General features: G+C 39.0%; 22 protein-coding genes. 2 read left to right on the top strand and 20 right to left on the bottom strand.

Annotated elements, in window-relative coordinates:
- Window positions 1–39 precede the first annotated feature (39 nt).
- The 13 genes from dapE to ileS form a co-directional block, all read right to left on the bottom strand.
- Window positions 40–1,128, bottom strand: a complete 1,089-nt coding sequence (dapE, locus tag CYP64_RS05830; RefSeq protein ID WP_103649031.1) for a succinyl-diaminopimelate desuccinylase — start codon at window positions 1,126–1,128, stop codon at window positions 40–42.
- An 8-nt stretch (window positions 1,129–1,136) separates the two neighbouring features.
- Window positions 1,137–3,050, bottom strand: a complete 1,914-nt coding sequence (locus CYP64_RS05825) for an EAL domain-containing protein (protein WP_103649030.1) — start codon at window positions 3,048–3,050, stop codon at window positions 1,137–1,139.
- Window positions 3,051–3,125: 75 nt separating this feature from the next.
- Window positions 3,126–5,330 carry an endonuclease MutS2 gene (locus CYP64_RS05820; protein WP_103649029.1) on the bottom strand — a complete coding sequence of 735 codons (2,205 nt, stop codon included), beginning with the start codon at window positions 5,328–5,330 and terminating at the stop codon, window positions 3,126–3,128.
- On the bottom strand, window positions 5,327–5,671 hold the full coding sequence (locus CYP64_RS05815) for a hypothetical protein (protein WP_103641014.1): 345 nt from the start codon (window positions 5,669–5,671) through the stop codon (window positions 5,327–5,329). Before CYP64_RS05815 ends, CYP64_RS05820 begins: the two co-directional genes overlap by 4 nt.
- A complete protein-coding gene (locus CYP64_RS05810; RefSeq protein ID WP_103641015.1) occupies window positions 5,665–5,982 on the bottom strand; it encodes a hypothetical protein in 318 nt (105 codons plus the stop codon). The genes CYP64_RS05815 and CYP64_RS05810 overlap by 7 nt, the downstream gene beginning before the upstream one ends.
- Complete coding sequence (murC, locus tag CYP64_RS05805; protein WP_103575434.1) at window positions 5,982–7,289, bottom strand: UDP-N-acetylmuramate--L-alanine ligase; 1,308 nt, start codon at window positions 7,287–7,289, stop codon at window positions 5,982–5,984. Before murC ends, CYP64_RS05810 begins: the two co-directional genes overlap by 1 nt.
- A gap of 86 nt (window positions 7,290–7,375) precedes the next feature.
- Window positions 7,376–7,729 carry an MmcQ/YjbR family DNA-binding protein gene (locus tag CYP64_RS05800; protein ID WP_103649028.1) on the bottom strand — a complete coding sequence of 118 codons (354 nt, stop codon included), beginning with the start codon at window positions 7,727–7,729 and terminating at the stop codon, window positions 7,376–7,378.
- Window positions 7,730–7,848: 119 nt separating this feature from the next.
- Complete coding sequence (locus CYP64_RS05795) at window positions 7,849–8,643, bottom strand: carbon-nitrogen hydrolase family protein (protein WP_103649032.1); 795 nt, start codon at window positions 8,641–8,643, stop codon at window positions 7,849–7,851.
- Window positions 8,636–8,827, bottom strand: a complete 192-nt coding sequence (gene xseB, locus CYP64_RS05790; RefSeq protein ID WP_004317712.1) for an exodeoxyribonuclease VII small subunit — start codon at window positions 8,825–8,827, stop codon at window positions 8,636–8,638. The genes CYP64_RS05795 and xseB overlap by 8 nt, the downstream gene beginning before the upstream one ends.
- 3 nt (window positions 8,828–8,830) lie before the next feature.
- A complete protein-coding gene (gene metX / locus CYP64_RS05785) occupies window positions 8,831–9,937 on the bottom strand; it encodes a homoserine O-acetyltransferase MetX (RefSeq protein ID WP_103649027.1) in 1,107 nt (368 codons plus the stop codon).
- Window positions 9,937–11,385 carry an IMP dehydrogenase gene (gene guaB, locus CYP64_RS05780; protein ID WP_103649026.1) on the bottom strand — a complete coding sequence of 483 codons (1,449 nt, stop codon included), beginning with the start codon at window positions 11,383–11,385 and terminating at the stop codon, window positions 9,937–9,939. The genes metX and guaB overlap by 1 nt, the downstream gene beginning before the upstream one ends.
- Before the next feature lie 4 nt (window positions 11,386–11,389).
- The gene (gene gatA / locus CYP64_RS05775; protein WP_103649025.1) at window positions 11,390–12,748 is read right to left on the bottom strand and encodes an Asp-tRNA(Asn)/Glu-tRNA(Gln) amidotransferase subunit GatA; all 1,359 of its coding nucleotides are present in this window, start codon (window positions 12,746–12,748) and stop codon (window positions 11,390–11,392) included.
- A gap of 99 nt (window positions 12,749–12,847) precedes the next feature.
- The gene (gene ileS, locus CYP64_RS05770; protein WP_103649024.1) at window positions 12,848–15,604 is read right to left on the bottom strand and encodes an isoleucine--tRNA ligase; all 2,757 of its coding nucleotides are present in this window, start codon (window positions 15,602–15,604) and stop codon (window positions 12,848–12,850) included.
- 95 nt (window positions 15,605–15,699) lie between these two features.
- Between ileS and CYP64_RS05765 the strand changes: the two genes are divergently transcribed.
- Both CYP64_RS05765 and CYP64_RS05760 read left to right on the top strand, forming a co-directional pair.
- Window positions 15,700–16,797 carry a CinA family protein gene (locus CYP64_RS05765; RefSeq protein WP_103649023.1) on the top strand — a complete coding sequence of 366 codons (1,098 nt, stop codon included), beginning with the start codon at window positions 15,700–15,702 and terminating at the stop codon, window positions 16,795–16,797.
- A gap of 122 nt (window positions 16,798–16,919) precedes the next feature.
- The gene (locus CYP64_RS05760) at window positions 16,920–18,170 is read left to right on the top strand and encodes a pectate lyase family protein (RefSeq protein ID WP_103649022.1); all 1,251 of its coding nucleotides are present in this window, start codon (window positions 16,920–16,922) and stop codon (window positions 18,168–18,170) included.
- A gap of 120 nt (window positions 18,171–18,290) precedes the next feature.
- On the opposite strand, the gene CYP64_RS10000 is transcribed toward CYP64_RS05760, so the two are convergent.
- From CYP64_RS10000 to CYP64_RS05730, 7 genes are all read right to left on the bottom strand, one after another.
- A complete protein-coding gene (locus tag CYP64_RS10000; RefSeq protein WP_181001694.1) occupies window positions 18,291–18,545 on the bottom strand; it encodes a hypothetical protein in 255 nt (84 codons plus the stop codon).
- A gap of 33 nt (window positions 18,546–18,578) precedes the next feature.
- On the bottom strand, window positions 18,579–18,773 hold the full coding sequence (locus tag CYP64_RS09995; RefSeq protein ID WP_181001693.1) for a hypothetical protein: 195 nt from the start codon (window positions 18,771–18,773) through the stop codon (window positions 18,579–18,581).
- 32 nt (window positions 18,774–18,805) lie between these two features.
- A complete protein-coding gene (locus CYP64_RS05750) occupies window positions 18,806–19,069 on the bottom strand; it encodes a hypothetical protein (protein ID WP_103649021.1) in 264 nt (87 codons plus the stop codon).
- Complete coding sequence (locus CYP64_RS05745) at window positions 19,050–19,730, bottom strand: ABC transporter substrate-binding protein (RefSeq protein WP_103649020.1); 681 nt, start codon at window positions 19,728–19,730, stop codon at window positions 19,050–19,052. The genes CYP64_RS05750 and CYP64_RS05745 overlap by 20 nt, the downstream gene beginning before the upstream one ends.
- 66 nt (window positions 19,731–19,796) lie before the next feature.
- Window positions 19,797–20,651, bottom strand: a complete 855-nt coding sequence (locus CYP64_RS05740) for a TPM domain-containing protein (RefSeq protein ID WP_181001692.1) — start codon at window positions 20,649–20,651, stop codon at window positions 19,797–19,799.
- Complete coding sequence (locus CYP64_RS05735) at window positions 20,651–21,244, bottom strand: LemA family protein (RefSeq protein WP_103649018.1); 594 nt, start codon at window positions 21,242–21,244, stop codon at window positions 20,651–20,653. The genes CYP64_RS05740 and CYP64_RS05735 overlap by 1 nt, the downstream gene beginning before the upstream one ends.
- A 100-nt stretch (window positions 21,245–21,344) precedes the next feature.
- The gene (locus CYP64_RS05730) at window positions 21,345–26,414 is read right to left on the bottom strand and encodes a retention module-containing protein (protein ID WP_103649017.1); all 5,070 of its coding nucleotides are present in this window, start codon (window positions 26,412–26,414) and stop codon (window positions 21,345–21,347) included.
- Between the last annotated feature and the right edge of the window lie 225 nt (window positions 26,415–26,639).

Raw genomic sequence — 26,639 nt, 5'->3', positions numbered from 1 at the left:
ATTAATAACTTTTGGTTTAGGGATAATTAAATTTATGGATTAAAATTTTTCCATCAAATCTTTAAAAATTTCATAAAGTTTATTTATTTCACTGATACTGACTCGTTCGTTTTTGGCATGTATACGATCGTTTATCACGCCAAATTCTATCGCATCTACGCCAAATTCAGCAAAGTGCCTTGCATCGCTCGTGCCGCCCTTTGTATTTAAAAGTGGCGTTACACCTGTGATCTTTGTGACAGAAGCTATTAAATTTTTTACGATTTTGCTATCTTTTTTTGTTAAAAATCTCTTTGAGCTTTGCTTTATACTAAGCTCGTAATCAAGCTCCTTTAAAACGCCTCTAAGATAGCCCTCAACGTCATTTACGTCAGTTAAATTTGAGTTTCTCACATTAAACATTATGCTAAGCTCGCTTGGCGTGACATTACAAACTTGCATGCCGCCTCTGATATCAGTTATCACAATCTTGCTTGGACTAAAAAACTCGCTCCCAGCGTCCATATCGTGATCAGCTATCTTGCTTAAAAGTGGAGCTATCAAATTTACCGGATTTACACATTTTTCTGGGTATGCCACGTGGCCTTGAGCACCTTTTATCACGATCTTGCCATTTATTGAGCCACGTCTGCCAACTTTTATGCTATCACCAAATTTTTTATCGCAAGTTGGCTCAGCCACTACGCAAAATTTTGGCAAATCATTTATTTCGCGTAAATATTCAAGTACTAAAGGCGTACCATATGTGCCATCGCCCTCTTCGTCGCTTGTTAAAATAAGACTTAGCTTACCATTAAATTTCGCATCTTTAGCAGCGCAAACAAAAGCAGCCACGCCACTTTTCATATCCTGCGCGCCCCTTGCGTAGATGTAGCCATCTTTTTCAAGTGGGCTAAATGGCTCGCTATCCCAGCCATCTCCTGAAGGCACGACATCAATGTGTCCAGCAAAAGCTAGATGCTCGCCGTCTCCATAAATTTTAGAAAGTATGAGATTTTTGGTGCCATTTTTTTCTATAAATTTCGCCTCAAAGTCAGGCAAAAATTTAGCGATAAATTCTAAGCTTCCAGCATCATTAGGCGTGATAGAGCGAAAGCTTAAAAGCTCTTTTAAAAAGCTAATTACCACTAGGTGCCTTATGAGCCGGCACGCTCTGGTGCACCAAAGTAAAAGCCCTGAAACTCATCTACGCCGATCTCTTTACAGATTTCAAATATCTCTTTTGAATGCACATATTCAGCAATAGTTTTTATACCAAGGTCTTTTGCAAATGCCACGATCGCACTTGCGATAGAGTGTGAATCTTTATTTATGTCTATATCTTTTATAATAGAGCCATCGATCTTCACGTAGTCAGGCTTGATCTTTATAATGTAAGAAAAATTTGAATATCCTGAGCCAAAATCATCAATAGCGATCTTTGCGCCCATACTTTTTACACGCTCGATAAAATTTGAAACTCTCTCTAAATTTTTAAGCTCTTCATCTTCAACGATCTCAAATACTACTCTACCAGCAACATTATGCTTGTTTAATAAATTTAAAACAAGTGAGCTAACATCACCATCGATCATATCTCTACTGCTTAAATTTATAGAAAGTACTAAATTCTTATCCTCTACAAGCTGCTTAAAACACTTTACAATGAGTTGTTTCTCAAGATCAGCATAACGCTTAATGCGCTTTGAGATATCTAAAAAGACATTTGGTGATATAACATCGCCTCTATCTAAAAGTCTTATCAAACATTCGTATTTTACAGGTACCTTTTGGTCATTAACTATCGGCTGAAAATAAGGAACAATATTGTTATTTATAGTAGCGTATTGTATCAGTTTAGAGCGTTCTATTTGAGTTGCGTATTCCTCTTTTTGATTTAGCCCTTTGAAGTAGCAAACATAGTCTTTATCTTGCTCTTTTGCTGTTTTTAATGCTATTGTTGCTTTTCTTAGTGTTTGGTCGCTATCAAGAGCAAAACCTATTGTACTATGTATCTCGATACCTTCTATCTCTCTACCATCTTCATCTACTATACTTAGCATACGACCTTTAAAAATTTCTATCAAATTTTCAACCATATCTTCATATCTATCGATAAAGCTATCGCTATCTTCTACCAGAGCAAACCTATCTGCTTCTATACAGTAAGCCTTCATATTCTCATCTTTGGCAAATTCACTGATCAAATCAGCCATCTTGACCAAAATCTGATCACATGCAAATTTACCGTAAAAGTCATTCATCTTGCCAAAATCGTCAATATCTATAAGCACTACTTTAGGATTTTCATAGCTATTAATATCACGTACCAATGCTGTTTTATTTAAAAGTCCAGTCATTGGATCTATATAGAGCTTTTCTCCAAACTCTTCTATCTGCTTTTTAGTATCCGTTTTTAATGCGTTATAGTTATTTTTTTCTTTTATATATTTAACCGCGTACCATATACAAGTAGACAAAGCAACTATTGCACCAACGAGGCTTAAGATAAATGTTAAAGCCATATTGTTTAAAAGCCACTCAAAAAAGTACTCATCATGCGTGCCAGTAATACGCTGATCGACCTTTCCTTTAAAGCCTAATATATACTCTCCGACCGGCACAAACATACAAACTTGAGCAGCATTTTCTGGCAAAATTTTTGCCCAAAAATAATCTTTTTGGAAATTATGAGCAAAGATGTTTCCACAGCTTTTGTCGTTAAATTCTTGATTTATTATTCTTTTATCTGAAGACGCTACGACCTTGTATCCATTTTTATTATCATCCTTTAATAAAAGAACATCACCCATAGCACTATCGTTAATGTAAGATTGGAAATTTGCGACATCATATTTGCTGACATTTTTGAAATAATCAACATATTGATATGTCAAATAATCAACTTTCTTTCGAAGATTAAAACCATTTTCAGCAGAAGCATTATTAAATTTAAAATAAAAAACTGCCAGGTTTTCGACTAAAAAAATACTTCCCAAAACAAACACTAAACCTATAATCGTTTTAGTGATGTTTAGATTTTTACCCGTTTGCTCGTCCTTGTTACTCAAAAGTTACTTCCCTTATTTTGTGTACTTGTCCTGATTATATCAACCTTAAAATAAATTTTAACTTTTGGGAAAAAGTTAAAGCCTGACTATTTTAGCGCCATATCCGCCTTGATTTGCCGGTGCATCAAAAAATTCTTTCACACTTGGATGCTCTTTTAAGAAATTTTTAACTGCAAAGGCAAGCTTGCCAGTACCGATGCCGTGAAATACGCTAACCTCATCAAATCCCATAACAAGACTATCTGAGATAAATTTATCAAGCTTTGCTATCGCCTCGTCAGCTCTCATGCCGTGTAGATCAATTGAGAGTGAGGCAGACTTTGGCTTATCGACATTTAAGCTTACGCTACTTTTTTTAGGTAGAGCCACTTCGTTGCCATTTTTTCTTAAAAGCTCAAGTGGCACACGTAAATTTATGCCATTTGACTCGATCATAGCGTCATTTTTAGAGATGCTTAAAACCGTGCCTTTTATATTTTCATACTTCACTCTATCGCCTACTTTTAGGCTCTCGCGCTCAGTTTTCTTAGGCTTAACGATGGCAGCTTTTTTCTCATTTGCCACGTTTAGCGCTCTTTGCTTGTCTTTAATGTCTTTGAAATTTATAACAGCTTTTGCCGCATTTATCGCTTCATAATACTCTTTTTCTAGGCGCGAAATAGTCGCATTTAGCTTGATCTCATTTTTCTCTTTTAGCTCTTTTTGCTCCTCAAGCAAGCGCTCCAGCCGCTCCTCTTTTGCCGTGACCTCTTTTATGCCTTCATTAAGCTTAGTTTGTAAATTTAGCGTCTTTGTGATGATCTCGTTTAAATTCTCTTTATCTTCGCCGTAAATTTTCTTTGCCTGAGCCACTAGATTTTGAGATATACCGTATCTTGCCGCTGTTTCAAAGGCGTAAGACTTGCCGATCGTGCCTTTTAAAAACTCAAATTTAGGCCTTTGAGCCACCTCGTCGTAAAGTGCCGCCACTAGCTCAACCTCTGGATTCTTAGCTAATAGCATCGCAAGGCGCTTGTGGTGGGTCGTGATGATCATTTTGATATCTTGAGTGATGAGGCGCTCTATCATGACGCCATACAAGCTCGCAGCCTCTTCAAAATCGGTGCCAAGCTCGATCTCGTCGATACCGATGATGATCGATTTTTTAGTAAAAAGCTTTGCAAAATGCACCATCCTGCCAGCAAAGGTCGAGATGTCGTTTTTCACACTTTGTGGATCTTCGATGATTGCGTCAAATTCTTTAAAAGAGCCGATGCTTGAGCGGTTTGCGTCGATACGCATAGGCAGCAGATACTTTGCAAGAAGCGTGGCTGAGATGATAGATTTTAAAAGCATCGACTTACCACCAGCATTTACACCGGTTATTAAAAGCACCTTTTTACTAAAATCCACGCTCACACTTTTTGGGTTTTTAAGCGCTGGATGAGCAAATTTCTCAAGCTTGATAACGTGCGAGCTATTTGGCAAAACAAACTCATAGTCACGCGATCTAGCCAAATTTACACGCGCTTGATACGCATCAAACTGATCAAAAGCGTTATTTATAAATTTCAAAAAAAGCAGGCTCTTGCTCATCTGCAAGCTAAATTTCTTACAGTGCTCAAAAATAATCTCCTCTTTTTTATCAAGCAACTCGCTTTGCTCCTTTTTTAGGCGCTCGGTGCTTGCAGGTGCGACGTAGAAGTAGCCGCCTGAGCTTCTAGCGATCACGGTGCCTTTTAGGGCGTGGTTAAAGCCGCCACGCACCAAAAGTGCCTCTTGTGAGTTGATGTAGTGTGTCTGGGTATCGACTAGATAGGGCGTGATGTGCTTTGAGTAGATGAGCTTTTTAAGCTCGGCGTCGATCTGACGTTTTTTCTCGCTAAACGCCTGCTTTATCGCAGCAAATCTCTCATCCACGCTATCGCTAAACTCGCCGTTTTCATCAAAGCTGTTTGCCATCTGGCTCATCGCTTCAGGGATTTCAACCTTTGCGATCCACTCTCCAAGTCTGCCTTCAAATTTTTGCTTTTTTAGATATGAAAAATATTTAATAATCTTTGCAAACTCGTAAATTTCGCTGATGTGAAGTACTGCTTGCTTGCTAAGTCTAATTAGCGCGTCATCAAGCTCTTTTATCTCATCAGGCGCCTTAAAATCATACTTTGAAAGCTCGCTAATATTTTCAAAGTGGATTTTGCTGTCACCTTGTAAAAATAGCGGTTTTTGCCTTGCCAAAAAGGAGTTAAATTTCTCTAAATACTCGCCCAGATCGAGCTTTAAAAATATCTCTTCAGTCATTGCTCACAACTTTTTATAGGCACGATGACGTCTGAGAGATCGCTAAATTCTCTTTTAGCTAAAAATGACGCCGTGCCAAATTCGTAGTTAAATTTCTCAGCGCTTACGTTGTATTCGCCACATTTTAGCACTTTGCCCTGCTTAAAATCGCTAACTAGCTTTGAGATGGCGTCCTCGTTTTTTGATAAATTCTCTTCGTAAAAATAGACGCAAACAAGGATAGCTACAAGCACTGCGCTAACGAGCGCTTTTATGCCTTTACTGATCTTTTCATCTTTTATCGCCCAGATCGCTCCAAAAAGTAGCATCACGCCGGCGATTATTATCAAATTTCTTACCATTTTACGCCTTTATACTTTGCGATGAGCTCTTTGTAAAGCTCAGCATGAGGCTTGATCTTTTCTAAAATTTCAGCCCTAACCTCGCTGATATCTTGCTTTTCAACTAGCAAGCAAACAGCTAGATAGGGGGCATTTGGCAGCATATCTTTTATCTGGGCGCTACTTAGCTTTTGTGACCTTGCAAGTGCGATCAAGATATCTTTTTTGCCTAAATTTATAAGGCTAGAAATTTCATCCTCGCTTAGCTCTTTTTCTTTTATCTCTTTTAAAATTTCATTTTCATCTTGAGGCTTGAAATTGCTTAGATCCATTAGTAGCCGCCTCTTAGTTGCACGCTGATATCGCCCGCTCCAAAGCCAACTACGATGCCGTCACTTAGGCGGTTTTTCACGCCAAATTCATCTGTAAATTCTATCCCCTCTTCAACCCTCTCGACCTTGTCTGTAAAGATCGGGTTATACTCGCTAAATTCGCTCTTCATATCAACTTCGATAGGATTTTCTCCAGCTGCATAAACTGGCAAGATGACAAGCTCATCAACGCCCTTAAAGCACTCTTTAAAGCCAGGTAAATTTGTGCTAAGTCTTGTGTAGCGGTGCGGCTGAAATATCGCTGTGACGCTCTTAATACCTAAAATTTTGGCGTATTCAAAGACTGATTTTAGCGTCGCTTTTATCTCGGTTGGATGGTGCGCGTAGTCGTCTATTAGGACGAAATTTTTGTTTGCGCTAAGTATGTCAAAACGCTTTTTGATGCCTTTAAAATTTAGTAAATTTTCTCTGATATCTTTAAGCGGCGTCTCGTGCATCGCAGCAAGGATAGCCAAAGATGCGTCTATAGCGATGTGCTCGCCCATGCCAAAGGCTTCAAATTTGCCTAAATTTTTAAGGTTAAAGCTAGTGTATGGCTGATAGTCTCTTACAACCATCGTAAGCTCGGTGATATCGGTACTTGGGTAAAGCCTGATCGCGTCAAGCTTAAGCGTGCTTAAAAACTCGTCCTCAGCGTTTATCACTCTAACCTTTGCGCGCTCCAAAAAGCCCTTGTATGCTGCGTAAAATTTAGCTAGATCATAATCATAGTGCTCCATGTGCTCTGGCTCTGCGTTTGTGACGATGGCTAGATATGGGTTTGAGTTTAGAAAGCTAGAATCGCTCTCATCTGCCTCAAATACGACGTTGTCGCTCTTTGCGTAGCGCATATTTGAGCCAAACTGTTTTGAGATGGCGCCGATGATGACTGAGCCCTCGATTAGGCTTGCTAACATCGCAGAGGTCGTACTCTTACCGTGCGCGCCAGCTACTGCAAAAACGCACTTATCCTCAAGCACATAAGGCAAAATTTCTTTTCTTGAAAAGCACTTTATGCCCTTTCGTCTGGCCTCCACTAGCTCGATGTTGTCCTCTTTTATCGCGGCTGAGTAGACCACGAAATCTTGGTCTTTTATCGCCTCTTTACAGTGCGGTGTGATGACCTCGATGCCTTCATTTTGAAGCTCAAGCGTCGTTTTGCTCTCTTTGATATCACTGCCGCTTATCTTGTGGCCTTTTTCGTGTAAAAATCTAGCGATGGCTGAGATGCCGATACCGCCGATGCCTATGAAATGGACTTTTCTGATCTCGTTGTTTAGCTCTTGCAAATTTTATCCTTAAATTTTTTTGTGATTTTAACAAAAACTACTAAATTTAAGGCTGAAAATGGCTTTTATTTGCTTAAGGCAAAACTTTCATCTATCAGGTCAAAAACTATTTTTTGTGAGATTTTGGAGTTTAAATTTACGCTTATCCAGTGCTTTTTATTCATGTGATATGCTTTAAAAATTTGCTCTTCATCAACTAGCACCATGGCTAGATCAGGGCTGCATTTTAGATTTAAAACTTCTATCATTTCATCACTTTCAAGCCCAAGTTTGCTAGCGCTTAACTGCATAAGTAGCGCAAACCACTTCTTGTTTTTCTTGTGACGAAAGACGCTAAATTTTGGATATTTTGGGGAAATTTGCTCACCTAAAACATCAAATTTCTCTTTTATATATCTCTCAACGTCACTTCGTTTCAAATTTCACTCCAAAATTCTTTTAAAAAGCGATCATTATCATAGTTTTGATGTCACATTACCCAACTCGTAATCGTAATAACTTTTACTAAATTTGCTCTTTTCTACCTAGGCACAGCGTTTTATCTTTTAAATTTTGCCTCTATCTGCATAAAACCCCAAGTGTTTCTAGCCTCGCTAAGCTCCTTTTTGCTAAGCTCATCCATCATCATCTCTTCATTTTTACCAAGCCTATTTTTAACTTCACCAAACGGATTAATAAGCATCGAATCGCCGTAAAAGCTCCACTGAGCATCGTCACTTTTATGGCTTCCTACGCGGTTTACGCGCAGCACGTAGACGTTGTTTGTAAAGGCTCTAACCTTCAAAAGCTCCTCCCAGCGCGCCTGCGAGAAAAATGTACAAGCCGTTGGCACGAGCACAATATCAACCTTTTTAGCACTCATATACGCCCAGCACACATCAAAGTGCGCCTCGAAGCCAAACATGACGCCGACCTTAAATTTCTCGTAGGTAAAAATAGGCAAATTTAGCTCATCGCTTGTGTTATTAAAGAATTTCGCCTCATTCCAGTGAGCGTAAGGCATGAGAATTTGCTGATCATATAGCTTGACTTGTGTTGGGGTAAATTTGGCTAGACTTTTAAAAATTTCCTTGCCTTTTAGATTTACAATGGGTGCAACGATATTTAGATCATACTTTTTTGCCATTGCAAAAAGAGCCTCTTTTTTGCGCTCGCTTTGCTCTTTTATAAGGCTTTTTGGCATGCTAATGAGCTCTTTAAAAAAGCTATTTAGCACATATTCACCAAGCACAACAAGTCTTGCGTTTTCGTCAGCACAAATTTTTAGATAATAATCAAGCCTTGCCTCACTTAAAGGCTGCGTTGGTAGCTGAAGAGCACAAATTTTACTCATCATCCACCTGCTTTATGCTAAGTTTTGCGTTTTCTAAAATTTCTCTTGCTTCATTTAAGAGCTTTTTGCCCTGCTCGTGAAGCTTTATGCTGTTTTCTAAACTCACATCATCTTTGTTTAGATCGTTTAAAATTTTATCTGCTAGGGCTAATTTTTCTTCAAAGCTTTGCTCTTTTTGCTCCATTCTCTATCCTTTTAATATATTTTTTATATATCCATCAAATTTTTCTATCTCGACCAAAAATGCATCGTGGCCGTAGTTGCTATCTATCTCTACAAAATTTGTATTCTCTCCTCGCCCCATCTCACAAAGCGTATCATAAATCTCTCTCATACAGCACGGCGGAAAGAGTAGATCGCCTTTGAAAGCGATTAAATGCAAGTTTGCTTTGATCGGCACAAGGGCGTCTTTTAGGCTATCGTAGTGCCTTGTGCAGTCAAAGATATTCATCATCTTTACGATATATAGGTAGCTTAGCGGATCAAATCTCTTTGGGAAGTTGTAGCCGTTGTACTCCATGTAGCGATCCACCTGAAAGCGCCCAGAAAGCTCATAAAGACCGTCAGTTTCTACGTAGTTTCGTCCAAATTTCTCATCCATGCTATCAGGACTTAAAAAGCTGATATGCCCTACCATCCTGCCGTAAGCCATACCTTTTAGACCATTTTTTCTTATAAAATCCGCGTCGTATTCGCCATTTTTAAAATTTTCATCATTCAAAATGGCTTCAATGGCGATTTTGTTAAACGCTATCGCCCATGGCTTAGTCTGGTAGGTGCTTGCAAGCATTATGATATCTTGTGCAAATTCTGGAAACTCGATAGCATAGCAAAGTGCTTGCATACCGCCAAGACTGCCACCTATCACGGCTCTTGCCCTTGTGATACCAAGCTCGCTAAATAGCCTCATCTGCGCCTTTACCACGTCACTTATGGCAAGGACTGGGAAATTTAGCCTATACTCTTTGCCGCTACTTCGATCAACGCTTAGTGGCGAGGTCGAGCCAAAGCACGAGCCTAGGATATTTACGCAAATAACGTAAAATTTATCGGTATCGACCGCCTTTTTGCTGCCTATTAGCCCGTCCCACCAGCCAGCTTTCTCATCGCCTGCGTATGTGCCAGCAGCGTGGTGTGAGCCAGTTAGGGCGTGACAGATCACGATAACGTTGCTTTTATCAGCGTTTAGCGTGCCGTAAGTCTCATAAATAAGCTTGAAATTTGATAGCATACGGCCACTCTCAAGATAGAGTGGCTCGTTAAATTTAATAGTTCTAGTTTGCAGGTCTAACACTAATTAACTTTGTAGTTTGGTGCCTCGTGAGTGATAACTACGTCGTGGACGTGGCTCTCTTTTAGTCCAGCGCTTGTTATCTCGACAAATTCAGCTTTTTCTTGAAGAGTTGGGATATCTTTTGCGCCAACATAGCCCATAGCGCTTCTTAGGCCGCCTATTAGCTGATGTATCACATCTTTTATACTACCAGCAAATGGCACACGGCCCTCGATACCTTCAGGCACAAGCTTGTCTTGAGCGGTGCCCTCTTGGAAGTAGCGGTCTGAGCTGCCCTTTGTCATAGCACCGATCGATCCCATGCCACGGTAAACTTTGTACTGGCGACCTTGAAATGTTATAAGTTCGCCTGGACTCTCTTCGCAACCTGCTAGCAAGCTTCCTGCCATAACGCAAGCAGCACCTGCTGCAAGGGCTTTTGCCACGTCGCCTGAGTATTTTAAACCACCATCTGCGATAACTGGGATGCCATATTTTGCTGCTTCGCTTGCGCAGTCGTCAATCGCAGAAATTTGAGGCACACCAACACCAGCAACGATCCTTGTAGTGCAAATAGATCCTGGTCCGATACCTACTTTTATACCGTCAGCTCCTGCTTCTGCTAGGTCTTTTACGGCCGCTGGGTTTGCGATATTGCCAGCTACGACATCAACTTTAAAATTTGCCTTTACCTCTCTTAAAGTATCGATAATACCCTTTGAATGGCCGTGAGCCGAATCGATGACGATGACGTCTACGCCAGCATCAACTAGCGCTTTAGCACGCTCTATCTGACCCACACCAATAGCCGCTGCTACGCGAAGTCTGCCATAACTATCTTTGTTTGCATTTGGATACTCTTTGCGTTTTTTTAGATCTTTTATGGTGATAAGTCCGTCAAGTCTGCCATCTTTATCGACGATAGGTAGCTTCTCAACTCTATTTTGAGAGAAAATTTTCTCCGCATCATCAAGCGTGCAGCCCTTTGGCGCAGTTATAAGCGGTGCTTTTGTCATGCGGTCTTTTACTAAAGTATTCATATTTGTTTCAAATCTAAGATCGCGATTTGTCAAAATTCCTATCAGCTTGCGGTCTTTATCAATGACTGGAACGCCTGAAATATGAAGATCTGACATAAGGCTTAGAGCTTCAGCCACGGTCGCTTCTGGATTTATAAAGATAGGATCGATGATGACGCCACTTTCACTTTTTTTGACGCGTTTGACCTCTTTTGCTTGGCTTTCGATATCCATGTTTTTGTGGATGACGCCGATACCGCCGAGCCTTGCCATCATGATAGCAGTTCTATGCTCAGTCACCGTATCCATCGCAGCAGAGACGATCGGGATATTTAGCGTGACGTTTTTACTGATCCTGGTTTTTACATCAACTTGCTTTGGCAAAATTTCAGAGTATTGCGGCACAAGAAGCACATCTTCAAACGTTAAAGCTCTCTTTACTATCTTCATATTTTTATCCTTTTATTAAATTTTCTAGGCTCTTAGCACCATTTATCAAGGTCTGTTCGTCCCACGCTTTTGCTATGAGCTGGGCGCTTACGTTTAAATTTTGATCATCTTTGCCAACTGGCACAGAGATAGCTGGTAGGCCTGCTAAATTTACGCTGATCGTGTAGATGTCGCTTAGATAAGCTTGAAGTGGATCACTGTGGGCTCCAAATTTATAGGCTGTGCTCGGAGCTACTGGCATAAATATCAGGTCATTTTCTTCTAAAATTATCTCGTATTGAGCTTTTATATGTGCTCTTGCTTTTTGTGCTTTGATATAGTAAGCATCGTAGTATCCGCTACTTAACACAAACGTACCAAGCAAAATTCTTCTTTTTACCTCTTCACCAAAACCCTCAGAACGTGAGTTTATATATAGCTCTTTTAAATTTTTAGCCTCGGCTCTTCTGCCGTATCTTACGCCATCGTAGCGGCTTAAATTTGCACTTGCTTCTGCGGTTGCTATTATGTAGTAGGTTGCGACGTCATATTTTGAGTCTTCAAAATTTGTGTAAGTTACGCTGTGGCCGTGTGATTTTAGCTTCTCGATGGCTAAATTTAAAGCAGCTTTTGTCTGCTCGCTTGCGTTTTCTACGTAGTTTTTGATGACGCAAATTTTTAGTTTTTTGTCGCCGTCTATCTTGTCGCTAACGCTAACAAATGGCACATCTGCGCTCGTGCTATCTTTTTCGTCATGTCCAGCGATCGCGTCATATAAAATGGCTGCGTCTTCTACGTTTTGAGCAATCGGGCCTATTTGATCAAGACTGCTTGAGTAAGCACCTAGGCCATATCTACTTACTCTGCCGTAGGTTGGCTTAAGTCCTACACATCCGCAAAATGCCGCTGGCTGGCGGATCGAGCCACCAGTGTCGCTACCAAGTGCGGCTACTGCGATACCAGCTGCGACTGCTGCTGCTGAGCCACCGCTACTGCCACCTGGGACGTGAGCGTGATTTAGTGGGTTTAGTGTTTTGCCGTAAAATGAGCTTTCAGTCGTGCTTCCCATCGCAAATTCGTCCATATTTGTGCGGCCAAATGGAGCTAGATTTTTACTAAGTAGCTTCTCTATAACCGTTGCGTTATAAGGTGCTACGTAGCCTTGTAAAATTTTAGAAGCACACGTGATGTTCCAGCCTTTTACCTGGATGTTGTCTTTTATAGCGATTGGTACACCCTCGCCTAGTTTTGCGATCTCTAGATTTGCTAGCTGCTCAACATAAGCGCCAAGCTCTTTTTCTTTTATGATCTTTGCCTCAAGCTCAGCTCGTAAATTTTTTATCTCTTCAGCTGAAAATTTCAAAGCTTCTTTTAAAGTTACCACTATTTTTATCCTTTAAATTTATTAACCAAAAATATGCCAAATAAGCTAACAACGACCACCGCAGCGATCGTTGCTATTATGATAGTTGCGCTTACTGGCTCACTTAGCACTTATGACCTCTTCACATCTTGGGCATAGCGCATCTTCTTTGCTAGCGTTAAATTTCCAGCATCTTGGACATTTGTGAAGGTTGCTTGCTATGATCTTAAATTTATCACCCTCAAGCTCAAACTCAGCTAGTGGCTCGCTATCATCGTAAGCTTTAACCGAGCTTACCATGTAAAGATCGGCCACTTCGCGCTCGTCGTAGCTTGTGATGCTATGACTTGTGGTCTCTAGGCTTAGCTCTAGAGTTGATTTTATCTTTTTGTCCTTCTTAAGAACGTCCACGATCTCGTTAAATTTCTCCCTGCTGGCAAAAAGTAGCTCATCTTCAAAGCTAAGGTCAAACTTGATCGGCTCATAGACTAAGTCAAATGCGTCTTTTGCATCGCCTTTGATGATCTTTGGAGCATAGTCCATCACCTCATCAACGGTGTAAGTAAGCGTTGGAGCGATGAGGGGAAGTAGTGTTTTTGTGATGATCGCCATTGCGCTTTGGGCTGATCTTCGTCTTGGGGCGTCTTTTGCGTCACAGTAGAGTCTATCTTTGCAAACGTCAAGATATACGCCGCTAAGATCGGCTGAAAGGAAATTTAAAAGGATGTTAAAGCCCTTTGAAAAGTCGTAGTTTTTAAAGCAAGCGCTCGCCTCATCAAAGACCTTTTTAGCGCGTGCTAAGATCCACTTATCAAGGATGTTAAATTCTGTATTTAAGCTCTCAAGGTCATTTACGTTTGCTAGTAAAAAGCGGATAGTGTTGCGGATTTTGCGGTATTGCTCGCTTATTTGCTTTAATATATCTTCGCTTATTTTTAGGTCACTTGAGTAATCACTCATACCAACCCAAAGACGTAAAATTTCCACGCCATGAGTTTTAGCTACGTCTTGTGGAGCGATGACGTTGCCCTTGCTCTTACTCATCTTCTCGCCCTTAGCATCGACGGTAAAGCCGTGAGTTAGTATGCTCTCGTAAGGTGCGTGAGAATTTACGGCCGTGCTTACTAGAAGCGAGCTTTGAAACCAGCCGCGGTGCTGGTCTGAGCCCTCAAGATACATGCTTGCAGGGTATTTGCCAGCGTCGTAGTTGTCGCTTTGCAAGACTGCATGCCAAGTCGAGCCACTATCAAACCAAACGTCAAGGATATCCATCACTTTTTCTAAATTTTCAGCCTTGTATTTTGAGCCTTTTGGCAAGAGCTCATCAATACTTAGTGCCCACCACGCATCAGCGCCTTTTTCTTTAAAGATGCCTGCGATGTGGTCTAAAATTTCACTATCAAATATAACTTCTTTTGTCGCTTTATCTCTAAAAAACGCGATCGGCACGCCCCAGTCACGCTGGCGAGAGATACACCAGTCTGGGCGATTTTCTATCATCGAGCCTATTCTTTTTATGCCCACGCTTGGGTAAAATTTAACCTTTTCAAGCTCCGCACGTGCTGTTTGTCTAAGCGTCTTACCACCTAGTTTTGGCTCGTCCATAGCTATAAACCACTGTTTTGTAGCCCTGTAAATGACGGGCTTATGTGTTCTCCAGCAGAAAGGATAAGAGTGTCTAAATTTAGAGACGCTAAGTAAATTTTTGCCAAGTAGCTCTAAAATTTTCTCATTTGCTTTAAAGATGTGCATACCGACAAACTCGTCTACCGCGTCACTTCTAAATAGTCCATGATGCTTCAAGCTCTCATCATAGCAGCCACCATCATCAACCGGCATCAAAATTTCACTAAAGCCATATTTCAAGCAAACGTAGTAGTCGTCCTCGCCGTGTCCTGGCGCTGTGTGAACAAGTCCAGTACCGCCGTCCATCATGACGTGATCGCCTAGTAAAAATTTAGACTTTCTGCCATTTAGCGGATTTATCGCGTGAGTGTTTTCAAGCAGGCTTGATTTAAACTCTTTTTTGACCTCACCCTTGCTTAGGCCGCTTTGCATGATACTCTCAAGCAGAGGCTTTGCAAAGATCAAATTTTCAGCTGTTAGGACGTAAATTTCCTCTGGATTTAGGCTTATGGCTTGATTTGATGGAAGCGTCCAAGGCGTAGTTGTCCAGATGACTGCGCTCGCCTCTTTTACACCAAGCTTTTCTAGTGCGTCGTTATCAAGCTCAAAGGCTACATAAATAGAGTAGTCCTCTTTCTCCTCGTACTCGACCTCGGCTTCAGCTAGCGCTGATCTAGCCGCCCAGCTCCAGTAAACCGGCTTGCTTCTCTCTATCAAAAGGCCCTTTTTAGCGATCACGCAAAGTGCTTTGTAGATGTCAGCCTCAAACTCAAATTTCATCGTCATGTATGGATTTTCAAAGTCGCCGATGATGCCAAGAGTTTTAAACTCATTGCGCTGGATGTCTATAAATTCTCTTGCGTGTTGTCTGCAAAGCTCCCTGATCTCGACCTTGCTAAGCTCTTTTTTCTTATCGCCAAGCTTAACTTCTACTTGCTGCTCGATCGGCAAGCCGTGGCAGTCCCAGCCTGGTACGTAGCGAACGTTTTCGCCGTAAAAATAGTGCGTTTTTGTGATGATATCTTTTAAAATTTTATTTAACGCGTGGCCGATGTGTAGGTGGCCATTTGCATACGGAGGGCCGTCGTGGATGTTGAAATTTTTAGCCGCATTTTGGCGGTTTTTCTTCATTTTTTCGTAAACCTTGCGGTCTTCGTACCATGATTTTAGTCTTTGTGGTTCATTTTGTGGGAGATTTCCGCGCATCGGGAAATTTGTCTCTGGGAGTAAAAGTGTCTCTTTGTAGTCCATTTTTTACCTTGATTTTAAAATTTGCTAATTTTACACCTGTGCTGGTTAAATCACACTGAAAAATAGTATAATGAGGCAAAAAAAGGAGCTTAAAAATGAGACAAAGTATCTTGATAATAGGCGAAGATCTTGAAATAAATAAAGAATTTCTAAACTACATTTTTCAAAGTTACGAGGATCATTTTGGTGAGCTTGGAGTGGTAAGTTTTGCTCCAAAAAATAGCAAAGAGCTACCTTTTATAATAGAAAATTTATCAAAAGATTACGACTTTGTAAGCATTTTTGGCTCGGATGAAAATTTTGCCATCGCCGCAAAGATCGTAGCGACACTAACTGGGGACTCACTCGAGTTAAAAGATAGCACGACCCTTGCACTTAAAGATAGCTTAGACTACTCTAAAAATAGCTTTTTAGCCAGTCTAAATAACGCCAAGATAAATCTCATAAAAGCTAATCCAAATGAAGAACTAGGCGAGTTTCTAGCCGAGTATGAGCCTGATTTTAGCTACTTTCATCTAATGGACATCGACGCTGATAGTGCGAGGATCCTTATGCTGCCACTTGCTAAAACTTACGAGGTTGATATCACTCTTGCGCAGATCCTGCCAAATTTGATACTAGTAAGGGCAAAAAGCAATAAATTTGGCCAGATAGAGAGCTTTTTGCAAGGGGTAAAAACGCTATTTTCGCAAAAATTTATCCCACAAAAAGATGTGATCAAATTTGTAGCAAAAAAGCTCATGCAAAAGGGGCTTAAAATTTCATTTGCTGAGTCTTGCACGGCTGGGCTGGCGGCAGCTAAATTTGCAAGATATGGTGGCATCTCAGCTAGCTTTGATGGCTCGCTAGTAACCTACGCAAACCACATAAAGCACGAGTGGCTTGGCGTCGAGGATGAAATTTTAGAGACCTACGGAGCTGTGAGCGAGCCTTGCGTAAAAGCGATGGTAAAAGGCACACTAAGCACGACAAATGCGGACTTTGCACTTGCGATTAGCGGTATAGCAGGACCAGGTGGTGGCACAGCTAGCAAGCCAGTTGGCACGGTCTACGTCGCAGCTGGCGATAGAAACGGCAACATCGAGGTTGAGAGGTTACTTTTAAAAGGGGATCGCAACTACATTAGAGAACAAAGCGTGCTAAGCGCCTATCTATGCCTACTTCGTCTAAAAAGCGAGATATTTTTCGCGTAAAATTTCGCTTTTACTAAAAATTTATAAAAGTCTTACGCTAAATTTAATGAGCCAAAATAAAATTCGGCAGTGATTTTCTAGCAGAAGATCAAAAATAAAAAGCCAAATTTGGGAGGCTAAAGATGTTTAAAAAGATATTGTTTCTCGTCGTTGGTGCATTATTTGCATTTGGTGCTGAGACACAAGCGGGCGAAATAAAAGCAAGCGACTCGCCCTTTGGTTACGCTAGCGTTGGAGTAGAGCAAAATTTTGGCGGATACGCCGGCAAAGAGAGTAAAGAAGTCGTCGTAAAAGATAGACAAGAACTCGTAAAATACGCTCAAATGGGTGGTTACGTCATCTATGTGGATGGGCTCATAGACCTTAGCGAAGGCAAGATCCCACAAAATGGCAATAGCGATGGGCTGGATAAATTTATAAGTGAGATTAGCGGTGGCGAGTTTAACTCTTATGCCAAATTTATGCAGGCTTACGGTGCTTCGTGTCGTGCAAATTTAGACGGTTCGCAAGATCCAAAGTTAGCAGCGCTTCGCAAAAATTTAGCCAACGAGTGGAAAAAGCTCATCGTAGTGCCGGTAGCTAGCAACACCACAATAATCGGCTTAGGCGAAAACTCAGGCATAAAAGGCGGCTCGCTTTTGTTAAAAAATGTCCAAAATATCGCGATCCGCAATATTAAGATCGAAGATGCTTTTGATCCATTTCCAGATATACAAAAAAATGACGGCTTTAATGCGCAATATGACGGCGTCAGCATAGAGTCAAGCAAAAACATCTGGGTAGATCACTGCCATTTTAAGGACACGGTCGAGCTTGGTCATGTGCATTTAGCAGGTGGAGAGCTTACCAAATGGCAGACTTACGACGGACTATGCGACATCAAGGGAGACAGTGCGGCTATCACGATCTCGCACAATATCTTTGAAAACCATGACAAAACGATGTTAATTGGCTCAAGAGACTCTGACGGCAGCAGCGAAACAAGGACTATAACGGTCGCTCATAACGTTTTTGACAACTGCGCACAACGCCTACCTATGGCACGCAATGCAAAGGTGCACGTCTATAACAACTTTTATGACTCAAAAGATGGCTTTTATGACCAAAAATACGCCATTGGCGTGCGCTTTGGCTCACTAATATACGCTCAAAACAACTACTTTACAAATGGCGTCAAGATAAGCTACAAGTGTAACAAAGGCACCATTTTTGAAAGCGGCAACATAGACCTTTCAAAAAAAGGCAGCGTTTGCGAAAAGCTAACCAAGCCGCCATTTGAGCCTCCATATAAATTTGAGCTCATCGAAACCTCAAACGTCCAAAACGAGGTAAATAAAAACGCCGGCACCGGCAAACTAGCCGTTATAAGATAAAAAATCAAAGCCCCGAGCTAGTCAAAACGCCTGGGGCATGAAAACAAAGCTAAATTTTTATATTTTTACAAGATAAAAAGCTAGCACATAGCCCATATATCAGCACACAAAGGCTAACGCTTAATCCAAATACGCTAAGAGCGGCGTCTGGCTAAAAGATAGCGCAAAAAACGAGATAAAACTCGTGATAAATGCGCAAAAAATACCATAAATTCGCTCTTTTTCGCTAAGGCTATCATTTAGCGCAAATATCATGTAATCAATCCCCACAGCACTTGCAAGTATGAGTCCAAAGACACCAAAAATGCTTAAATTTATGCCAAAAACAGCGAAAATAAATAGCGTAAGAAGCACGCCAAAGACGATGATGCCCATCACAAGTGCCGAAATAAGCGCGCTAAAATAAAATCATAGCAGTAAAAACGCGATCACAAGCGCTGCTATTTTTAGCTTTAGTGCAAGCTCTTTTGCCTGAGTTAGGCTTTCATTTAGCGAGTCAGCGAAATTTAGACTAAAGGCGTTGTGGCGCTCTAGAACCTCATCACTTGCTGCCCCTTTTACAAAGCCACTCACGTAAGCCACACTTGTATTTTCATCAAGCATAAATTTCTTAAAATCCTTCATTGATTTTAGAGCTAAAATTTCTTTTTTAAATCTTCGACTCCAATCTTTTCTTTTGAAATGGCTAAAACTGCGATATTTTCTTTATGTGAAAGACAGATTTTACCTCGCATCTTTGCTTTAAATTTTAAGTAGCGAGATATTTTAAATGAGTTTTGTTTTATTAAATTTGGGTATTTTTTTACTCTTCTGCGATCTTTTTTATCTAGCATTTTTGGGCTAAATTTCTCACCGCAAAAGCTGATAAAAAGATGAATTTCACCCCTTTTTATAGGCATTTAATCTCTTTTTATAATTTTCATCAAGCTCTAAGGCTTTTTCAAACTCAGCAGTAAATACTCTAAGACAATCATTTTTTTGCTGGTTTTCATCACCAAATGATCTAATACGTGGCGTAAAAGTAATCTCATCTTTTCTAAAATCAGCCTCTTTTAGATCAAAGTTTAAATTACTCATTTTGCTATTTAAGATATGCAAGGCACATTTTCTTGGCCCAAAGATAAAATTTTGCCCGTTTAAGGGCTTTAGGCTTCTTACTAAAATGCCACCATAAAGCGATGGCTCGCTTTTAAAAGATATGTCAAAACCAAAGTTGTGAAAGTAAATCTCTCCTGCCTCGCACTGCCTTTTGTAGGTATTTGCGTCAAAACAAGTATAAATTTCAAGCTCGCTAAATTTATACTCTTTGCCAGAAATAATTAAAACTTTACTTTGCATAAGCTCGCATAAAAAGCTCTGAAATTTCTTATCAAAAAACTCTTTAAAGCCAGCAGTCCCAACTATCTCTTGCTTTATATTTTTATCTAAAATTTTAAAGTTATTTTGTTTAAGCAGGTCAAATTTTTCTTTATCAAAATGACTTTGCTCTAAAAATTTACTAAGCACTGCCACCAGATCAAATTTAGCAAAATGGCTTTTAAGTAGCTCGCCAGCTAGCATCTTTGCTCCTAAGTTTTTATATATTTTAAAGGGTTTGAGTTTTACAAACTAATCTTTGATAAGAATTTACCAACTACCACTTGCTCCACCTCCGCCAAAACCGCCTCCACCGCCACTAAAGCCACCACCTCTTGAACTGCTTGAATGGCCACTGCCACTGCTATTTGAGTCTGATCTATCGCGCCTAAAGTCACTGTGTGTATTTTTGCTTTGAGCATTTTTTTTGAAGGCGTTTTTTAAAATAATAAAAAATATTACAAACACAATGGCAAAGACAATGAAGTAACTTTTCACGCCAAAAAATTGCTCAAATACCGTAGATATCAGCCCTACAAAACACGCACTAAAGCCAACTCGCATAAAAAATTTACCTAAAAAGCCAAAGATAAAACACGAGATCATGCCAGCAAAAAAGGCAACTATTCCAAACGGTATCTCTTCTTCATCACTCTCGCTTTCAAATTCTTCGCCACTAGCTACTTTTATAATGGCTCTTATGCCCTCTATCACGCCACCGCCCATATCGCCTTGCTTAAATTTAGGCACTATCACATCATTTATGATCTGGCTTGATATAGCGTCAGTTAGCATGCCTTCAAGTCCATAACCAACTTCTATACGTATTTTTCTCTCGTTTAAAGCGATTATTAAAAGCACTCCATTGCTGCTTTGTTTTTGTCCCAGCTTGTAGCCTCTAGCTATCTCAAGAGAGATCTCTTCTATGCTTTTATTTTCTAGTGATTTAAGAGTCACGATAGCAATTTGCGTCGTACTATTTTGCTCGTAATTTTGCACCAAGCTTAAAAGCTCAGCTTTCTCATTTTTAGAGAAAATTTGAGCCTCGTCATTTATCTGCTCGTTAAAATTTATGGCAAAACAAAAGCAAAATGTAAAAAATAAAAGAGCAAAAATTTTCTTCATCATTTCTCAAATGAAACTTTTGGATTTATCTTCTCTTCATTGCTTATTTCAAGATTTTGTTTTGGCTTTAGCTCAGGATAAAAAGCACTTGCTATAAATTTATTTGGAAAGCTTCTAAGGGCTACGTTATACTCTTTTACAGCTTCGATATAATCATGCATTGCTACGCTTATGCGGTTTTGCGTACCTTCAAGCTGACTCTGAAGTGAGAGAAAATTTTGATTTGCTTTTAGATCTGGATAGTTCTCACTAACTGCCATAAGCCTGCCAAGTGCCAAACCAAATGAGCTTTGTGCTGTCATAAATTCTTTCATCTTAGCTTCATCGCTAAGACCACTTGCATCAACGCTTACTTGCATGCTCTTGCTTCTAGCATTTGCCACATCTTCAAAAATTTTTTGCTCATGAGCTGCGTAGCCTTTTACAGTTTCAACCAAATTTGGCACAAGCTCGGCTCTTCTTTTATATTGATTTAACACCTGCGACCACTTTGCATTTACATTTTCATCAAGTGCAACAAATGAATTTATATACTTAAAAGCGCCAAAAGCAAGTGCAGCAATAACTATAATAACGGCTATTAAATTTTTCATATTTTCTCCTTTAAGGAGCAAATATTAGTAAAACAAGACTTAAAAAATAATGTGAGTTTGAGTTTGGAATGAGTGCGAATTTACGCACTCATTTTGGGGATTAAAGATCGGTGTGGATTTTATCGTCTATTTGGATATGGATAGTTTTTCCATTTATTTGATCTATGCTTGAGTAGCCTTTAAAGCCACTAGCGTCGTAGTCAGAGTCACGATCCCATTTGTGATCTAGATCAACTTTTGTGATTTTATTGCCATTAGCATCAACATCACCACCTTTTATCTTAAGCACCGTATCATGGTTATCAGTGATATCAAGGATATTTTGTGCATTAAATTTGATCTCTGTCTTTCCTTTAAGCTCAAGATTTTCAAAGCTTTCCACTTTTGAATTAAGATTAGCAATGCCTCTAAGATCAACTATTTGCTTATCAAACACCAAAGTATCATGACCTTCACCACCTTTCATATCTTTGCTTGCGTCAAATTTAACTGTATAGTCTTTAACATCTATATGAAATGGTTCATGAGGTTCATAAGACTTAGACTCTAAACCACCAGGAGTCTTAAGCGTAGCTTTTACTTCCAAATCATAAGCCGATCTAGCATTGATATCAAGTGCTTGATCAAATGTTCTGTTGGCTATATCACTACCTGTTAATGTGTGAAATCCGGTTTTAGTTTGTGTGTGGTGTGGATCAGTATATTTAAACTCTACTGTATCGCCTTCCCTAGCATCTTCATTTAGATAAACTCTGACCGTAGTAGTCTTTTCACCATTTTCTAAGGTAGTTATATCTTTATTAAACTTAATACCTCTTATGGCATCCATCTCGGCATGTACACTATCTTCTACACTTACACTTTCACCAAAAGTATCAGTTAGTGTTACTTTAGCCTTTGTCTCAGCATCAACTGCGATTTTAGCATTAAAATCAAGCAATTGGTCTCTACTTAATGTGCGTTGAGAATTATCATCCGAATCTTCTAAAGTGATATTACCGTTTACATCTTTACCTACTACTTTATATACTTTATCTACCGCATTAGTTGTTTCACCAGGATTTGTTACTGTAACATGTATCTTGTCACCAACTACAACATTTTTTGGAATAGTAACATTTACTTTTGAGGCATTGCTACTTGACTCATCTCTTGAGACGATTCCATTATCATCTCTATCAGCAACTATGTTTACACTTAGTCCTTCTGTACTTAAAGGAACAAGTTTTACTTTAGCTTCATCGCTAGTTGTAGTCTCTGTGCCATTTGTAATAGTAGCTACTGCACTAGTATCACGATCTGGAAACATAGCAACGCCAGGAATTTTTATAGTGTTGTTTACTAGCTGTGTAGTAGTATGAGTAGTATCGTCTATAACTGAAATTATACCATTAGCATTTCCTGTGACAGTATAAGTTACAGTTCTAGTTGACGTAGTGCCATCAACTTGAGGCTCTTTGATAGTCACTGTTACTTTATCACCCGCTACAACACTATATGGTAATTGAACACTTATGGTTGTCTTTTTTATATCGTTGTCCAAAATAGCTTCATCCCTGTCTATTACATTATCTCTACTTGCATTATCTTCAACAAATTCGACTTTTAGACCTTTGGTGTCCATCGCTTGAAGCGTAGCTTTAGCTGTTTTTGTCACTCCATTTATAGTAGCTTCAACCACTGCTGGATTATTTTTATCGATATGAACATCAGAAATTCTTAGTTTATTTCCTGGCTCAAGTGTAACAAGTCTGCCATCTGAATCTTTTATGGTAACGTCTGTACCATCATTTGAAACAACAGTATAAGTTTTCTCTGCTCCACCATTTACCTTGACTTTTATAATATCATCACTTTTTACAGTAGTTGGAATTTGAAGTATTGCCGAAGTGGTATTTAATTTTCCATCATCCATAGCTTCATATCTACTTAGAACTCCATTTCTATTTGTATCTTCATATATAAATAGTCTAAATCCGCTTCCAGATCCATTGCCTTGAGCATCAAGTGTGATATCACTAGTTGTATCTACCTTATCGGCACCCTTGCTATCAACAACCTTGGCATTAACAATAGTAGTATGATCTTCTGTCAAACGAAGTGTGTAGTTAACTAATTTATTGCCCTTATTATCAGTAGTTATATTTAGCTCTTCGCTACCATTTTTAACTACTAGATTATTGTTAACACCAGTAGTGATCTCATATGTTTTTTCTACTTTAGCACCAGTATTTTTGTCGGTAATTTCTATTACTAATTTATCGCCTATAACAAAATTCGAAGGAAGCTTGATGATTGCTGTTGTGGTGTTTTCACTGTGATCACGATTTGCTTCAGCATTATATAAGATGCCATCATTGTCAGTATCTTCTTCAAAAGTGATTCTCATGTCATCATTAAGCGTTTCAAGGATGTTATGATTTTCAGCTTCAGCTTTACCGTTACCCTTTGCGTCCGTAGTTTTTGTTGTTACAGTTATGGTTTTGCCTGGTACGATATCTACGCCAGGAATTTCTATCTGATTACTATTATTAGTGACCACTTCGTTACCGTTTGCATCTTTTAGTATGATATTGTCAGTTGGGTCTCTGCCGACAACTTTATATGTTATATCACCTATCTTGTTGCCGTTATTTACAGTTACATTTACTATGTCGCCGGCTATAACATTGTTTGGCACTTTTACCACTATCGTAGTTTTATGTAGATCGTGATCTGCACCATCTTTGCTCTCAGATCTCGTTAAAGACACATTACCATCACCATCTTCTTTAAAAAATATTGCCGTATCATTTATATTAGAAATAGAAACAGTACTTGTATCCTTTGCATGTTGGATACCATCTTTATCTTTTATCTCAGCTGTTACCTCTGTTGTTGAGCCAGTTGTAGTTTTAATGCCAGGAATTTCAAAGCTGTTACCATTTTTTATACTTACTACATCACTTGGATCGTCATCGTTTTTTATAGCAGTTAGATTACCATTAGCATCTTTTTCAATTGTGTAATGTTTGGTCCTAGGAGATTCATTTGGCTCATTTATAGTTACAGTTAATTTATCACCATTTACTGCATTTTTAGGAAGCTTTATAGTAGCTGTTGTACTGTTGATATCGCCGTCACTATCGTTAATCTTATTGCTAGCTTGTTCTCTACTCATACTCTTAGCACCTTTAGCTTCTTCAAATTTAACTTCAGGTTTTTTTACACGCTCTAAACTAGCTGATACTTCTGGCTCACTTATAGATGTATGCCTGTCAGGATTTACATGTGTGATTTTAGCCTTAATAGTCGTATCTTCTTTATGCTTTAGTTGGATACCAGAAACATTGATGATATATTGATTGTCACCTGATTTTATCGGTGTTAAAACATTAGAAGTTCCGTTTTCCGTTACACTGGTCACAGCACCTTTACTATCCATATGTATAGTAAATTCTCTTGTATAAGTTTTAGAAGGATTATTTACAGGATCAACAGGATCTGGTCCAGTAATAGTTAGCGTAAGCTTATCGCCATCATCGATCTTATTTGGCAGAGTAATCTTTGCTGTAGTTTTATTTACTTCATTATCCAAAGTACTCTCTTGTCTTAAAAGCTCATTAAGAGTCTTTTCTTCTGGTAGTGTCATATACAAATTTCTACCAATAGGCTCTACACTATCTTGATCTGAATTTTCACTTTTTCTTTTACCATCTTTGTCTTCCACATGAACACTAGCAGTAGTCCTCACACCTGGAAATATTGGAAGAGATGTATTCACTTTTTGATTATCCACCATCTCTTGTGTAAGAGTGATATATTTAGGCGGATTAGATGGAATATTATGCAATGGATCAGTATAAGTTATAACAACCTTATCACCAACAACCACATCTTTTGGTAAAGTTATCTCTACTGTCGTACTTCTAAAGTCATTGTCTTTACTATTTTCTTGATCATTTAAATAACCATCACCATCTTTGCTGTCTTGATCCTCTGTAAATGTCAAAGTCGGCTTCACATCAAGAGTAGTAGAGTCACTTGCAGTTGCACTTATCATTGTGTTTGCACGATCTGATACAAAAGCTTCCACTTTTGAAGGCTTACCATGTTCAACTGGCATATTACCTATCTTATATCCATTATTTATTATGTCTTCATTAATAGTTATATTTCTAGGCTCGGTTGTGCCATCAGGTTTTGTCAAAGTTACATGAAGTATATCTCCAACAATCACATCTTTTACAGTTATAAGTACTGGAGTTTCATTTAGATTGCCGTCTTTAGCATTTTCAGTATATGTCAATAGATTATTATCAGGGCTGTTATCTTCTGTAAATTTAACCTCTGGAGCACTAAAGCCACTTGAAGTTACGCTATCTTCACTTCTACCACTAACATTTCCTTGAAAATTTGTAATAGTTGCATCAACTTTTGAAATTTTGCCAGTCTGTATTGGTGCATCAAACTGATAACCATTGCTTATGATAGTTGGAGTGATAGGAATTGTTTTATTTTCAGTATTACCATCTGGCTTAGTTATAGTGATATTTAGTATATCTCCAGCCCTTACTGTGCCATCATTTGGAATTGTAATAAGAACTTTTGATGTATTTAAATTTGTATCGCGTGCATGCTCAACCCTACTTAAAGTACCATCGTTATTAAGATCGCTTATAAAAGTTACAAGAGGATTGCTTGGAATTATAGTATCATCTCCGCCATTGTATCCGCTTATTGAGCTATCGTATGATGCAAAAGCTCTGTTTGTATCACTTAAATTTCTATATGTTGCATTAATATTTGAGTAGTGACCGCCCTCAGCAAATTTAGCATCACCTAGGCTAACACCATCTCCACCACCAGCAGCAGTGTTTCCACCAGCAGCAGTCTCTTCAAGTTTTGTTAGATCTCCACCATTTAAAATAGCATTTTGCAAATCACTAACATCTGCCAAGCCTTCTGCGCCTATAGTACTTTGATTTAACGCAAGTGTATCATTGCCTACAATCGTAATCTCTTTTCCATTATTTGAAACAATTGTTATTTTATCAGCAGCATCACTTGTCTTGATGCTCTCTCCCATATAAAGGATGTCACCTACTTTTAGCTCTCTCTCATTTCCATTTTGATCGATAGCAACTGCCTTGCCACTAATAAATTTTACTACTCCAGCTTCTTTAGACAAGATTACTCCTTATTATTATTTTTGTATTATTTAAATTTTTGCATGATTATATACTATCTTTATAAGATATAACTTTATATGAGAAATTTTATCTTTTAAGAAAAAAATATATTAATTAAATATATAAATTCCAAATGTCAATAGTTTGTAAAAAGCGAATTCTGAGCTTTTATCAAAAAATAGCTTTTTGATTATCAATATAATTAATTAAGCAAAATATAATAT

Origin of the sequence: Campylobacter concisus, from assembly GCF_002913945.1 — a bacterium.
GTDB lineage: Bacteria > Campylobacterota > Campylobacteria > Campylobacterales > Campylobacteraceae > Campylobacter_A > Campylobacter_A concisus_P.
This window is presented reverse-complemented; position numbering and strand designations above follow the sequence as displayed.

What these genes read in the sequence shown, in the direction of transcription:
- CYP64_RS09995 (WP_181001693.1), bottom strand. Translation starts at nt 18,773, where the DNA reads ATGCTTGATGAAAATACAAGTGTGGCTTACGTGAGTGGCTTTGTAAAA.
- xseB (WP_004317712.1), bottom strand. Translation starts at nt 8,827, where the DNA reads ATGGAGCAAAAAGAGCAAAGCTTTGAAGAAAAATTAGCCCTAGCAGAT.
- CYP64_RS05820 (WP_103649029.1), bottom strand. Translation starts at nt 5,330, where the DNA reads ATGACTGAAGAGATATTTTTAAAGCTCGATCTGGGCGAGTATTTAGAG.
- guaB (WP_103649026.1), bottom strand. Translation starts at nt 11,385, where the DNA reads ATGAAGATAGTAAAGAGAGCTTTAACGTTTGAAGATGTGCTTCTTGTG.
- CYP64_RS05745 (WP_103649020.1), bottom strand. Translation starts at nt 19,730, where the DNA reads ATGCTAGCTGGCGAGCTACTTAAAAGCCATTTTGCTAAATTTGATCTG.
- CYP64_RS05815 (WP_103641014.1), bottom strand. Translation starts at nt 5,671, where the DNA reads ATGGTAAGAAATTTGATAATAATCGCCGGCGTGATGCTACTTTTTGGA.
- ileS (WP_103649024.1), bottom strand. Translation starts at nt 15,604, where the DNA reads ATGGACTACAAAGAGACACTTTTACTCCCAGAGACAAATTTCCCGATG.
- CYP64_RS05810 (WP_103641015.1), bottom strand. Translation starts at nt 5,982, where the DNA reads ATGGATCTAAGCAATTTCAAGCCTCAAGATGAAAATGAAATTTTAAAA.
- CYP64_RS10000 (WP_181001694.1), bottom strand. Translation starts at nt 18,545, where the DNA reads ATGGGCATCATCGTCTTTGGCGTGCTTCTTACGCTATTTATTTTCGCT.
- CYP64_RS05735 (WP_103649018.1), bottom strand. Translation starts at nt 21,244, where the DNA reads ATGAAAAATTTAATAGCCGTTATTATAGTTATTGCTGCACTTGCTTTT.
- CYP64_RS05740 (WP_181001692.1), bottom strand. Translation starts at nt 20,651, where the DNA reads ATGAAGAAAATTTTTGCTCTTTTATTTTTTACATTTTGCTTTTGTTTT.
- CYP64_RS05765 (WP_103649023.1), top strand. Translation starts at nt 15,700, where the DNA reads ATGAGACAAAGTATCTTGATAATAGGCGAAGATCTTGAAATAAATAAA.
- CYP64_RS05760 (WP_103649022.1), top strand. Translation starts at nt 16,920, where the DNA reads ATGTTTAAAAAGATATTGTTTCTCGTCGTTGGTGCATTATTTGCATTT.
- CYP64_RS05795 (WP_103649032.1), bottom strand. Translation starts at nt 8,643, where the DNA reads ATGAGTAAAATTTGTGCTCTTCAGCTACCAACGCAGCCTTTAAGTGAG.
- CYP64_RS05750 (WP_103649021.1), bottom strand. Translation starts at nt 19,069, where the DNA reads ATGCCTATAAAAAGGGGTGAAATTCATCTTTTTATCAGCTTTTGCGGT.